This is a genomic window from Nocardia uniformis NBRC 13702, from assembly GCF_001613345.1.
In the GTDB taxonomy this organism is placed as follows: Bacteria; Actinomycetota; Actinomycetes; order Mycobacteriales; family Mycobacteriaceae; genus Nocardia; species Nocardia uniformis.
Map to the genome: position 1 here is coordinate 1 of NZ_BDCE01000112.1, position 12,719 is coordinate 12,719.

13 protein-coding genes are annotated in these 12,719 nt (G+C 65.8%); 6 read left to right on the plus strand and 7 right to left on the minus strand.

All coding sequences use genetic code 11. The features are described from left to right. The first annotated feature begins 322 nt into the window (after positions 1-322). From NU1_RS42640 to NU1_RS37290, 5 genes are all read left to right on the plus strand, one after another. Positions 323-913 carry a hypothetical protein gene (locus tag NU1_RS42640; RefSeq protein WP_067528957.1) on the plus strand — a complete coding sequence of 197 codons (591 nt, stop codon included), beginning with the start codon at positions 323-325 and terminating at the stop codon, positions 911-913. Positions 914-1,077: 164 nt separating this feature from the next. Then, a complete protein-coding gene (locus NU1_RS37275; protein WP_067528958.1) occupies positions 1,078-1,629 on the plus strand; it encodes a hypothetical protein in 552 nt (183 codons plus the stop codon). A 31-nt stretch (positions 1,630-1,660) separates the two neighbouring features. Beyond that, positions 1,661-2,113 (plus strand): hypothetical protein, encoded by a 453-nt coding sequence (locus tag NU1_RS37280; RefSeq protein ID WP_067528959.1) that lies wholly within the window; start codon positions 1,661-1,663, stop codon positions 2,111-2,113. Positions 2,114-2,128: 15 nt separating this feature from the next. Then, positions 2,129-2,572, plus strand: a complete 444-nt coding sequence (locus tag NU1_RS37285) for a hypothetical protein (protein ID WP_067528960.1) — start codon at positions 2,129-2,131, stop codon at positions 2,570-2,572. A 198-nt stretch (positions 2,573-2,770) separates the two neighbouring features. Continuing rightward, positions 2,771-3,094 (plus strand): hypothetical protein, encoded by a 324-nt coding sequence (locus NU1_RS37290; RefSeq protein ID WP_067528961.1) that lies wholly within the window; start codon positions 2,771-2,773, stop codon positions 3,092-3,094. A gap of 479 nt (positions 3,095-3,573) precedes the next feature. Here the strand turns inward: NU1_RS37290 and NU1_RS37295 are convergent, their stop codons facing one another. The 3 genes from NU1_RS37295 to NU1_RS37305 all read right to left on the minus strand — a co-directional run bounded on the left by NU1_RS37295 (position 3,574) and on the right by NU1_RS37305 (position 6,143). Further along, positions 3,574-4,263, minus strand: coding sequence for a winged helix-turn-helix domain-containing protein (locus NU1_RS37295; protein ID WP_067528962.1), 690 nt, complete (start codon positions 4,261-4,263; stop codon positions 3,574-3,576). Beyond that, positions 4,260-5,510, minus strand: a complete 1,251-nt coding sequence (locus NU1_RS37300) for a sensor histidine kinase (protein ID WP_067528963.1) — start codon at positions 5,508-5,510, stop codon at positions 4,260-4,262. Before NU1_RS37300 ends, NU1_RS37295 begins: the two co-directional genes overlap by 4 nt. A gap of 207 nt (positions 5,511-5,717) precedes the next feature. Further along, positions 5,718-6,143: a winged helix-turn-helix transcriptional regulator gene (locus tag NU1_RS37305; RefSeq protein WP_245720488.1), complete on the minus strand. Its 426-nt coding sequence runs from the start codon at positions 6,141-6,143 to the stop codon at positions 5,718-5,720. Between the two features lie 89 nt (positions 6,144-6,232). On the opposite strand from NU1_RS37305, the gene NU1_RS37310 reads away from it, so the two are divergent. Then, positions 6,233-6,931, plus strand: coding sequence for an NADPH-dependent F420 reductase (locus NU1_RS37310; protein ID WP_067528964.1), 699 nt, complete (start codon positions 6,233-6,235; stop codon positions 6,929-6,931). A gap of 47 nt (positions 6,932-6,978) precedes the next feature. Here the strand turns inward: NU1_RS37310 and NU1_RS37315 are convergent, their stop codons facing one another. From NU1_RS37315 to NU1_RS37330, 4 genes are all read right to left on the minus strand, one after another. Next, a complete protein-coding gene (locus NU1_RS37315; RefSeq protein ID WP_067528968.1) occupies positions 6,979-9,003 on the minus strand; it encodes a CocE/NonD family hydrolase in 2,025 nt (674 codons plus the stop codon). A 187-nt stretch (positions 9,004-9,190) separates the two neighbouring features. Then, the gene (locus NU1_RS37320) at positions 9,191-11,242 is read right to left on the minus strand and encodes a CocE/NonD family hydrolase (protein WP_067528965.1); all 2,052 of its coding nucleotides are present in this window, start codon (positions 11,240-11,242) and stop codon (positions 9,191-9,193) included. Positions 11,243-11,538: 296 nt separating this feature from the next. Further along, a complete protein-coding gene (locus NU1_RS37325) occupies positions 11,539-12,279 on the minus strand; it encodes a phosphoglyceromutase (protein WP_067528966.1) in 741 nt (246 codons plus the stop codon). 67 nt (positions 12,280-12,346) lie between these two features. Next, positions 12,347-12,535, minus strand: a complete 189-nt coding sequence (locus NU1_RS37330; protein ID WP_067528969.1) for a KOW domain-containing RNA-binding protein — start codon at positions 12,533-12,535, stop codon at positions 12,347-12,349. Between the last annotated feature and the right edge of the window lie 184 nt (positions 12,536-12,719).

Below are 12,719 nucleotides of genomic sequence, written 5' to 3' on the forward strand. Positions count from 1 at the left end.
CAGTTCGCGAAACCCCGCACGCCCCAGAGCTCGCAGAACCCGTACGCCCCACTTCGGGTGCGGGAGCCATGGCAGGGTTCCACCGGGGGTTCAGCGAAGCTCCGCGAAAGATCCGGAAGGTCCCACCGGGAGTCCGTGGACGAAGCCCGCGAGAGTTCCGGGGAACCGCAAAGGGGGTTCGGGGGCGAAGCCCCTGAGAGCTCCGGAGAGTTCGCCTGTCCCACTCGGTGGACAATTTTTCTGAAATCACATATTTTCACTTCTCCTCTGACCTACTGTGCGCGGAATCCCCACCGCACGTGGGACCAGCACAGGAGTAACCATGAGCAACCTCCAGCCCCACCGACGCCGCCTCGGCATCGGCATTGCCGGGTTGGCCGTGGCGGCCGGTGCCGCCGCCGTCCTCGCCACCCCGTCGCCGCCCGCCCATGCGGCCGTCGAGAGCATCACCATCTCCGGCGCCGATTTCACGGTCGGCGGCACCTACACGCTGCATGCCGAGCTGGGCGGCGCATCGGTGGGCCTGCTCGTCTACTGGAGCGATAACGGCGAGGACTTCAGTGGCCCCAAGGTGCCGTGGCCAGTCGGCAGGGCCAGCATCAGCTGGACCCCGAAATCGGCTGGGCAGCACATTCTTACGGCCTCGCAGGGCGGCAGCACCAGATCTCTCGCGGTGACCGTCGGCAGAAGTTCCACCGTGCCGCCAACGACTACGATCCCGCCCACGACTGCTCCCCCGACCACCACCGCGCCGCCGACGACGACACTCCCGCCGACCACCGCACCGCCGACGACGACCACACTTCCGTCGGCCACAACGGAACCGCCCACGACTGCCCCGCCGCCCACGACGACGCGTAATGGCGGCACGGGCAGTGCGGACGGCCTGCCCGGTCTGTTCGGCAGCAGCTGACTCCAGCACCCGACCTCGTCATTCCGGCCCGCTTTCAGCCGGAATCCACACCATGCGAACCACCAACACCGCGGTAGTGGATCCCGGCCGAATACCCGCCGGGATGACGGATTTCGCCGCCGCCAGCTCTGGACGCGGCACCCCTCTCACCGCAGGAGAACCCGATGAGCAACACTCCGCTCACCCGCCGACTGAGCCTTGGCCTCGCCGCCGCCGGACTGGCTGTAGCCGCCGGTACGGCAGCCGTCCTCACCACCACCGCCCCCACCGCCGACGCGGCCGTCATCGCGATCGGCATCACCGGCTCCGACTTCCGGGTCGGCAACACCTACACGCTGCGCGCGGAACTCGGCGGTGCGTCGGTGGGTCTGCTCGTCTACTGGAGCGATAACGGCGAGGACTTCAGTGGCCCCAAGGTGCCGTGGCCGGTCGGCGAGGCCAGCATCGACTGGGTCCCGCAAACGCCTGGCCAACACGTACTTACGGCTGCCCAGGGCGGTAGCACGAACTCCATCGTGGTCAATGTCGGCACCGGCACCACCGCCCCGCCGACCACGACGGCACCGCCCACCACTGAACCGCCCACCACCGAACCGACCACTCCCCCGACGACCACCAAGCCCGGCACCGGCAGCGCGGGCAGCGGCAGTGCGAGTAGCGGCAGTGGTACCGGCAGCGCGGGCAAGATCCTCGGCGGTCTCCTCGGCAGCAGCTGATCCCACCTCGCCACACCACAAGGAGAGCACTATGCGCACTACCCGCTCCCGGAACACCGCACGCCGGGCAGGCGTGGGAATCACCGGATTCGCCGCGATGGCGGCTGCCGTCGTCCTCACGGCCCCATCTGCCTTCGCCGCGGTCGAGTCCGTCTCGGTCGACGGCTCCGATTACCGCGTCGGCGGCGAGTACACGATTTCCGCCACCCTCGGTGGCGCTTCGGTCGGCCTGCTCGTCTACTTCAGCGATAACGGCGAGTTCATCGGCGCCCCCAAGGTGCCGTGGCCGCCGGGGAAATCCAGCATTACCTGGAAGCCGGAAACCACCGGGCAACACATTCTCACCGTCGAACAGGGCGGCACGCACAAGTCGGTGGTCGTGAACGTCAAGGATGCACCGCTCGGCTCGGGAAGCTCCAGCAGCGGTAGCGGATTCGGCCCCGGCGGGCCGTTGGGCAGCGGCAGTAGCGGCACCACGGACTAGGGGACGGACGCACTCATGAACACCTTCTCCCGTCGAATCGGCACGGGCGTAGCCGGTTTCGCGACCGTCGCGGCGGTCGCGGTCTTCGCCGCACCCAATGCGAGCGCCACCGTCGACTCGATCACCGTCTCCGGTAGCAACCACGTCATCAATACCGAGTACGCACTGACCGCGAAACTCAGTGGCGCGGGTATCGGCCTGCTCGTCTACTGGAGCGATAACGGCAAGGACATCAGCGGCCCCAAGGTGCCGTGGCCGGTCGGCGAAGCGCACCTCGACTGGACTCCGACAACCGCTGGGCGACACCTGATCACCGCCTCCCAGGGTGGCAGCACCAAGACCATCGAGGTCATGGTGAAGGACCCGTCCAACCCGGACCCCGATCCCGACCCGGAAACCCCGGGCGGCGGATCGGGCAGCGCGAGCAAGATGCTCTCGGGCCTCTTCGGCTCCAGCTGATCCGAACTCTCCGGGGCTCCCCGGGCCCCGAGCTCCATCGCCGAAGCGGCCCCGCACCCAGCAGTTCGCGGGGCCGCTTCGCACATGTATTCGGTTTCCGGAAGTTCGCCGGCCGTGACCTTGCCGCGTGAGTCATTCGCAGCGTGCCAGACATCGGCCGGCCACTGCGAATTCACCGCAACCTGTTAGACATCGCGAATGATCAAGAAGACGATCGCTGCCGCGGCCCTCGCCGCCGGAGCCGTATTGGCTCTGGCCCCTGCCGCGGGCGCCGACATCGATCCCACCCAGTTCAATGACCACACCGCCGCTTTCGTGCCGTACAACGATCCGGCCGCACTGAATGCCGCCGCCGACGGCAAGCTGCTCATCATCAGCCCCTACGGCACCTCACGCACCATCGCGTGCAAGGGCGATATCGCGACGGAACTGTACGACTGCGCACAGGACGACGATTTCGGCGGAATCTGGTTGAAGCCCATCGATACTCCGCTCGGCAAGGCGTGGAGCTCGGTCGGCTGAGCACACCCGCTACAACTCGCGCCCGCTTCGAAGAATCGAAGCGGGCGCTAGTGCGCTTGCGGGTCGCGGTGTCAGCCACGTCGTCCCGGCACGCCTCCCCGTTATCCGGGCACGCTTTGGCCCGGATCCACTCCCGCAGGCGCGGACTCCGGCCACCACTGAGCTCGAACGCGTCATGTCGTCCGCCCTCTCGTCATTCCGGCATGCTTTTGGCCGGAATCCACCTGTGGTCGGCAGTGGATCCCGGCCAAAACATGCCGGGATGACGGGGGGCGGGCAGGCGACACCGCACCTTCGACCTCAGGTAGGGGTATGTGAGGGCCGATGCGCCCGTCCGCCCTGGAGGAAGTGGCCGCTGTGGGGCGGCGCTTCACGTGTGCCACATGAAAGGCGGCCGCGTGTAAGACGGCCGAGCTACACAGCGCACGGTTCGCGCCCGCTTCGGCTGTGCGAAGCGGGCGCGAATTGTTCTGGGGTACTTACGCTTCGAGCTTGTATCCGAGCCCGCGGACCGTCACCAGGTGTTCCGGCTTGGCGGGGTCGGCCTCGATTTTGGAGCGCAGCCGCTTGACGTGCACGTCGAGGGTTTTGGTGTCACCGACGTAGTCGGCGCCCCAGACGCGGTCGATGAGCTGGCCGCGGGTCAGGACCCGGCCGGAGTTGCGCAGCAGGTATTCGAGGAGGTCGAATTCCTTGAGCGGCAAGGTGACTGCCCGGCCATTGACCTGCACCGTGTGGCGGTCGACGTCCATGCGGACGGGCCCGGCCTCCAGCACGCTGGTCTCGCCACCGTTATCGATCTCCTCACCCACGCCGCGGCGCAGCACCGCGCGAATGCGGGCGATGAGCTCCCGCGAGGAGTACGGCTTGGTGACGTAGTCGTCCGCGCCGAGCTCCAGCCCGACCACCTTGTCGATCTCACTGTCGCGGGCGGTCACCATGATCACCGGGACACTGCCGCGCAGTCGCAGCTGCTTGCACACATCGGTGCCGCTCATACCGGGGAGCATGAGGTCGAGCAGGACGATATCCGCACCGGTGCGGTCGAATTCGGACAGCGCGGAGGGTCCGTCACCGCTGATGGTGACCTCGAACCCCTCCTTGCGCAGTAGGAACGCGAGCGGATCAGCAAGCGACTCCTCGTCCTCGACGATCAGCACTCTCGTCATCGGGTTGCCTCCACACCGTTCGTTCTGGCCCGCCCTGCGGGGCGCGGGCCGGCTTCCTTCTTACCCACCGGAGACCCGGCGGGAGTTCTCTTGTCGCCACCCACGGCAGTGGTATCGGCGGGGTGGGCCGGGACGCGCAGCGTGAACGTGGACCCGGTGCCCAGCTTGGACCACAGGGTGATCTCACCGTTGTGATTGGCTGCCACGTGCTTGACGATAGCCAGCCCGAGCCCGGTACCGCCGGTGGCGCGCGAGCGCGCCTTATCCGCGCGGAAGAACCGCTCGAACACGCGCTCCTGGTCTTCCTTGGCAATGCCGATACCGCGGTCGGTGACGGCGATGTTCACGTATCCGCCGCGCAGCGACCGGCTCACCGATACGTGCGATCCGCGCGACGAGTAGGCGATGGCGTTCTCCACCAGGTTGGACAGGGCGGTGGCGAGCAGGGTCTGATCGCCGAGCACCTCGAGATCACTGTCGCGATCGGTGCTGACGGTGATGCCGGCGGCCTCGGCGGTGGTGCGCGAGCGCTCGATGGCCTGGCCGACCACGGTATCGACGGATACGACATCGAGTTCGGGGAGCTTCTCCGCGCCCTGCAGCCGCGAGAGCGCGATGAGTTCGGTGACCATCTTGCCCATGCGGCGGGACTCACCGTGCAGGCGTTCGCCGAAGTGCCGCACCGAGTCCGGATCGTCGGCCGATTCCAGGAGCGCCTCGGCCAGCAGACTCATGGCGCTGACGGGGGTCTTGAGTTCATGGGACACATTTGCCACGAAGTCGCGGCGGGTCGCTTCCATGCGTGCCTGCTCGGAATCGTCATCGGCGAACAGCACCACGAAATTGGGGTTCTCGCGCGAGAGCGGGCGAGCCACGCCGCGTACGGCTACGTGGGCGCGGCCGGGCAGCGGCAGTTTGGCGGTAATGTCGAAATCGACGTCCTCGCCGGTGTCGATGACCTGCTGCACCGCCACCCAGACACGTTCGTCGAGCAGACGGTCGCGGACGACGCCCAATTCCTCGGCACGCGGGTTGACCAGCACGACGTCCCGATACTGGTCCACCACGGCAATGCCGCTCTCGGAGGCGAGCACGATCAGATCGAGCACCTGCGACATGGTCAGGCCCGACTCGTCGGCCGCGCGCCGAGCCTGTCGGGCATTCATGTATGGAATGAGCAGTCCGCCCACGGCCAGTCCGACGACGGCCGCGAGGACTGCCAACAGCACGGCCTGTGGAACGCTCACACTTTGAATCGTACGGTCGCCAATGGGCTGCCAAACCCCGGGTGCGGGAAGTTTCACGCAGGTCACGGGTACTTTGGCGGGCGTTAGCCCACCGTTCACGCAATGTTCGGAACGGACGGTGGCGGCGAAATCGCGGTCCTACCTGCTGGTCCTCTCGCCGACAATCCATGCAGGTCGGGCATATCGGACATCACGAAGTAGTACCGGTCAGTCGTTTAAATCACCACCGAACATGGCCGAACGGACCGTGTCACCATGGCGATCGACCCACGCACCGAGCGCCAGAATCGGAATCAGCAGATCCTGGCCCGCGGCGGTCAGGGAGTACTCCACGCGGGGAGGTGCTGCCGGGTAGCGGTGGCGTTCGATCAGAGCCATGCGCTCCATGCGGCGCAGTGTCTGGGTGAGCATTTTCTGGCTGATACCGCCGATCTCCCGACGCAGTTCCACCGGGCGCAGCGGACCGTCGCGGAGCGTGTAGGCGATCACCATGAGCCAGGAATTGTCGAACAGGTCCAGGATCAGGCGGGCCGGACAGTCGGACTCCCGATCACCGTAGGGCGCGAACTCCACCACAGCCGCATCCCGTATCGGATCCGGTTCGGCCGCCACGGCTTCCATCTGGATTGTCACCGTTCCAGCGTGCCAGGGCTCATGGGCACCCGCAGGTGCCTATCGGATTTCCTAGCGTCGGTTCCATCGCAACGATCAAGGAGTTGAGTATGCGAATCGGAATCATCGGGGCCGGACAGATGGCGCGGGCACTGGGCAGGGGTTGGGCCGCTGCCGGACATGAGGTGTTCGTCGGCGCGCGGACCTTCGAACGTGCCGCCGAGCTGGCCGAAGCCATCGGGAATGGCGCGAAGGCCGGCGGGATTCTCCAGGCCGCGGTATTCGGTGAGGCCACCCTGCTGGCCGTACCGGTCACCGCGCTGAGCGCAGTCCTGCGCGAGTCGGGAGCGGGCGCGTTCACCGGACGCGCGCTGATCGACTGCACCAATGCCTTCCTGCCGGACAATGGCACTTTCGTTCTCACCGAACCCGCTGTGGCGGAAAGGATCGCGGCCGAGGCACCCGGCGCACACGTGGTGAAGGCATTCAATCTCTGTGCCGCCGAACTGTGGGATTCGGACCGGCGGTCCTTCGAGGGGCGGCCACTCGCCGTCCCGCTGTGCGGTGACGATGCCGGCGCACTGGATCTCGTCGCCACCCTGGTTGCCGATCTGGACCTGCGGCCCGTCCGCGCGGGCGGGCTGGCGCAGGCCCGGTACCTGGAGGCGACCTCGGCATTCGTTGTCGGGCAGTGGTTCTCGGGCAATGATGGCCGCGCCATGATCCCGCCGCTGGAAGACGCTTTCGCCGTCCCGGACGGCGAACAACCGAGCGTGAACGCCCACAGTCCGTCACTCCCGGCGCGCTAACGCACTGTCCGTCACACCCGGTGATATCGAGCCTCGGCCGCGGTAGTTCACCAACCCGGGTTGCCCCTGACCGGGATATTCACGAAGCTCGGCGCGGACGGATCGAGGAGCAGGTGTTGTGGCTTCAGCCCCGTATCGACAGTGATGGCGGTGGGCGGCAACCCCTTCGGGAAGTTGCCCGCGTAGACATCGACGCGCAGCCGGTGCCCGGGTTGCAGCACAGCCTCGATACCGGCCACCGAAATGTCCAGTGCCACCGGCACTCCGGGCACCGTCTGTTGCCGAGTATCGAGGGACAGGTCCGGAACCGGATCGGTGTAATCACCAGTGGGCAGGCGGGTACTGCGGGATTCGTCGATGTGGCGCAGTGAAGCGACCAGTTGGCCGGTCGACAGTGCGGTCGAGCGGCCGTCCGGGGCGACATCGTTCACGGTGACGGTCCAATAACCGTCGGCGGTGTCGTGAACGGTATTGAGCCGCATCGCGATCGGACCGGAGATGGTGGTGGGTTCGACCACCGGCGCGCTGGTGAAGGTGAGTCCGTTGGATTCCTGGATGCGGGAGTCCTTGCCGCAGGCATCGATGATGGAGACAATGCCGATGAGCTGCTGTGCGGCGTCCCGGGAGCACAGGCCGGTGAGACCCGGTGCGACGGTGAGGGTGTGCAGACCATCGCTCGGCGCGGTGAACAGTGAACCGTCGTGCACGCTGTGTCCGCCGGTGCCGCTGACGGCGGGCGAGAGATACATGCGCTGGTACTCGATACCCGGCTGCGGGAAGGACGGCAATGTCACCCAGCCGCCACCCTGCTGCTTCGCGGTGACCGGCCCGAAATCGTCGATTCCGTTGTCGATGCCCTTGAGCCACTTGTCGAACCACGCGTGTTGGAGCACATCCATGCGCGGCGGCAGGCCCGGCCGACCGGATTCATTGCCATTGGAGATGTGGTAGCCGTCGCCGACCAGCAACTGTTTCTGTCCGGGCGGCACCTGGATTCGCCGGTACACATCGGCCTGGGAGTTGACGAAGACATCGTGCCAGCCGCCGGTAATGAAGGTGGGTACGGTGATCCGCTCCGGATCGGTCTCCCAGGCCTGCCGCATGGGACTGTTCGAGTCGAGCAGAGTCTGAACCTTCGGGCTCAATGAGGCAATATCCGGCTCGATGAATACCTCCAGCAGCGCGTCCACGAAGGTGAACGGATCCGCCAAACGGTCTGCCAGCCATTTCATGTCGAAGCGACCCTGCGCCAGTGCCATCAGATCGGGCACCAGTTTGCCGCCGTTGACCGCCGCCAGCCACATGGGCATGAACCCCGCGCCGATCGCGCCACCGGGTGCGACCAGATCGCGGAAGGGGTTGCGGCTGGGCACCACCGGGAAGATGGCCTTCAGCGCGGGCGGATTCTTGGCCGCCGCCTGCAATTGGTTGAGTCCGGAGTAGGAGACACCGGTCATGCCGATATCGCCCGTGGACCACGGCTGACTCGCGGCCCAGCTGATGGCCTCCAGGGTGTCCTGCTGTTCTCGGGGTCCGAGCAGATCCCAAATCCCCTGGGAGAAGCCGGTTCCGCGCACATCCACCACGACCTGCGTGTAGCCGGAGCGAATCAGGTTGCGGTCCACCGTGAAGGTGCGCAGCAAGCCGCCGCCGAGGGCCTTGGTGAGGTCGGTGAGTCCGGAGAACGGCGTACCGGTGAGGTCGATATCGCGCGCCAACTGAATGATCAGATCGGAGAGCCCGGGGACCGAGAAGACCGAATCCCCGATCATGGATCCGAGTTTCGTATACGGCGTGAAGTTCACGATGGTCGGCGTCGAGTCCGCGATGGGCGCTCCGGCGGCATCGGCCGGATGGTAGACATTGGCCTTCAGCACCGTGCCATCGCTCATCGTGATGGGCACATCCCATTCGATGAAAACATTGGGATACGGATGTGGACCATCCACGGTATGGGCCCACGCGGCACCGGCCGCGCCGCCGTCCGGTTGCGCACCGGCCGTAGGTGAAACGAATGGCGTCAGCAACACGGCGATCAGAACCGCGAGCGGGGATCTCAGCAGGAACCGCACCTTCGTCAAGCTACGTCCGTCTCAGACGATTTGAGGCGGCTTCTCGAAAATTCGTGAAAGAGCACAATTCTCACAGCGCGATTGCGGCACGTTGCCGGTTTGCGGTGCGAGAGGAGCACCTACGAAGAAATCCGGGTGCGCACGCCGTTGTGCACACCCGGATCCATTCAGCTCCGCTTCGCGGAAATCACCAACCGGGATTACCGCGGACCGGAATATTCACGAAGCTCGGACGATTCGGGTCCAGCTGCACATGCTGCGGCTTGAGTCCGGTGTCGAGGAGCATCGGCATGATCGGCAGGCCCTTCGGGAAGTTGCCCGCGAAGATATCGACCCGCAGCCGATGTCCGGGCTTCAGCACGGCCTGGGTGCCGGAGAGGGCGATGTCCAGGGTGGTCACCTCACCCGGGACGGTCTGCTGGCGCCGATCCAGGGAGGTGTAGGCCCGCGGGTCGGTGTAATCGCCATTGGCCGAACGACTGCTGAGCGAATCATCGACCTGGCGCAGCGAGGCCATGAGCTGACCCGAGGTCAGCACCGTCGAGGTGCCGTCGGGTGCGACATCGTTCACGGTCGCGGTCCAGTAGCCGTCGGCGGCGTCCTGAACAGTATTGAGGCGCAGCGCGATCGGGCCGGAAATCGTGGTGGCCTCGGCGACCGGAGCGCTCGTGAAGGTGAGCGCGTTGGTCTCCGCGATCCGCGAATCCTTGGCACAGGCATCGATTATCGACAGCACGCCCGCCGTGGCCTGCGCGGCGTCATTGGAGCAGAGGGTGGTTAGCCCCGGTGCCACGGTCAGCCGGGCGGTGTCACCATTGGCATCGCCGGTGAGCGAACCGTCGTGCAGGCTGTTCGCGGTGCCGCTGCGCTCCGACGACAGGTACATGCGGCGGTACTCGGACCGCTGCGAGGCGGGAGCGGTCTCACCGAAGCCACCCTGCGTGATCCAGCCGCCACCCTGTTCCTTCAGGGTCACCGGACCGTAGGAATCGACACCGTTGTCAATTCCCTTGAGCCACTTGTCGAACCACGCGCGCTGCATGATGTCCAGGCGCGGCGGGCCACCGTTGCGACCGACGTCGGCGCCGGAGCTGACGTGATAGGTGTTGCCCATCATCAACTGCTTCTGACCGGGGGGCAGCGGAATCTCGTTGTAGATCTGCGATTCCGAGTAGGTGAACAGATCGTGCCAGCCGCCGTAGACGAAGGTCGGCACCTTGATCTGGCCGGGATCACCCAGCCAGTCCTGCCGCGCCTCGGAGGAGTCGCTGAGCAGCCCCTTCACGCGCGGATCGAGATCGTCCATGCGCTGCGCGGTGTAGGCCGACACCAGCACATCCAGATAGGTGAACGGGTCGTCGATGCGATCTCGCAGCCACTCGAAGTCGAACTGGCCGTTGGCGATCGACGCCAGATCCGGCACCCACTTCAGGCCATTGATGGCGCCGAGCCACAGCGGAATGAAGTTGAAGCCGAAGCCGCCGCCGGGCGCGAGCACATCGTTGACGAGATCGCTGCCGGGCACCACCGGGAAGATGGCCTTCAGCGCGGGCGGGTTCTGCTGGGCGACCTGGACCTGGTTGATGCCCGAGTAGGACACACCGTTCATCCCGATGCGGCCGTTGGACCACGCCTGCTTGGATGCCCAGTCGATGACCTCCGCGGTGTCGGCCTGCTCACGTCCCCGGAGCATGTCCCATTCGCCCTGGGAGAAGCCGGTACCACGCACGTCCACGACGACCTGCGTGTAGCCGGATTTGATGAGCTGCCGGTCGACGGTGAAGTTGCGGATCTGGCCATTGCCGGCGCCATTGATCAGTTCGCCGAGACCCGAGACCGGGGTGCCGGAGAGGTTGATCTCGCGGAAGAAGTTCAGCAGGGCATCCGACAGCGAGGGAATGGCCGTCGCGCTGTCGCCGAGATTCGACACCAGCTTGGTGTACGGCGTCATATTGACGACCGTCGGCGTCGGAGTGTCGATGGGCTGACCCGAGGCGTCGGCTGGGCGGTAGACATTGCCCTTGAGCACGGTGCCGTCACTCATGGTGATCGGCACGTCCCACTCGATGAAGACGTTCGGGTACTGCTGCGCCCCCTCGTGTGCGGCGGTCCAGGCGGCACCGGCCGCACCGCCGTCAGGTCCGGTGGGGGTGGGGGCCGCCGCAGCGGTGATCCCCGTCAGAGGAACCAGGACCGCGGCGGCGATAACCGCCACCGTGGCCCGTAAAGCGTGCTTCATTGAACGTGATCTACCTCTCGCTTAGATCGAACGGAGGGAGTTTATCTACCGGAAAGTAAGTTGCAAACCCGGGTTACCGTTACCCGATTAAACGGGCAATACTGCGGCAAATAGAGATCCGAGGTGGGAGCCTAAATACCCTACGGAGTCGTACTGAGATTTACGCCACATGCCATCAGTTGCGGCTGACCACGGCGAATACCGCACAACACTGTTTCACATAACGAAAAACGCGCTGCGACCGAGTAATTCGGTCACAGCGCGTTCGCGCCCGGTATGAATACTGGGCAACCGTCCTACTTCTTACCGCCCTGATTCGCCACCGCGGCGGCACCGGCGGCCGCGGCCTCCGGATCCAGGTAGACGGCCGGGCCGATCGGACGCAGATTCTCGTCCAGTTCGTACTCGAGCGGAATACCCGTCGGGATGTTCAGCGCGGCAATGTCGTCGTCGGAGATGCCGTCGAGGTGCTTCACCAGGGCGCGCAGCGAATTGCCGTGCGCGGCAACCAGAACCGTCTTACCGGCGACGAGGTCGCGGGAGATGGTGTCCTCCCAGTACGGGACCATCCGCGCGACGACATCCTTGAGGCATTCGGTCATCGGCACATCGATACCGGCGTAGCGCGGGTCGCCGTCCTGGCTGTATTCGCTGCCCGCCTCGATCGGCGGCGGCGGGGTGTCGTAGCTGCGGCGCCACAGCATGAACTGCTCGTCGCCGTACTGCTCCTTGATTTCCGCCTTGTTCTTGCCCTGCAGCGCACCGTAATGCCGCTCATTGAGTCGCCAGTCGCGCACCACCGGAATCCAATGGCGGTCGGCGGCATCGAGGGCGATATTGGCGGTGGAGATGGCGCGACGCAGCAGCGAGGTGTAGACGATATCGGGCAGAACGTCCTGCTCGGCCAGCAACTGCCCGGCGCGCTTGCCCTCGGCAATACCCTTTTCGGTCAGGTCGACATCCACCCAGCCGGTGAACAGATTGCGGGCATTCCATTCGCTCTCGCCGTGGCGCAGCAGCACGAGGGTGTACGTCATGGGGGCCATCTTCCCACGTTCGGTTCGGTCCCTATTCGAGACCCTCGGGCCGCTGGTCAGGATGGGTTCAGGCCCATTCGACCTCGTCGAAGTCAACCGTGAGATCGCTCAGCCCGTCGCACTTGTAGCCCAGGGAGACGCGTAGCCGCAGCTGGGCTCGCCGCGTGTCCACCTGCCGCACGACGCCGCAGACGCCTTGGAAGGGACCTTCGGGAATGAAGACGACATCACCGGGCGCGAATCCTTGCGTGACCACGATCGCCAACTTAGTGGCAGCTGGGCGATTACGTCGGAAACGCCTGTGGGTCAGGAAGAAGATGCCGCTCCAACACTGTCGAGTTGGCCGGTGCGTTGCCGACCACCCCCTGTCGCGCTGACCGGCGCGTTGCCGACCACCCGCCATCCCGGCATCAACCACCCCGTCATCCCGGCATCAACCA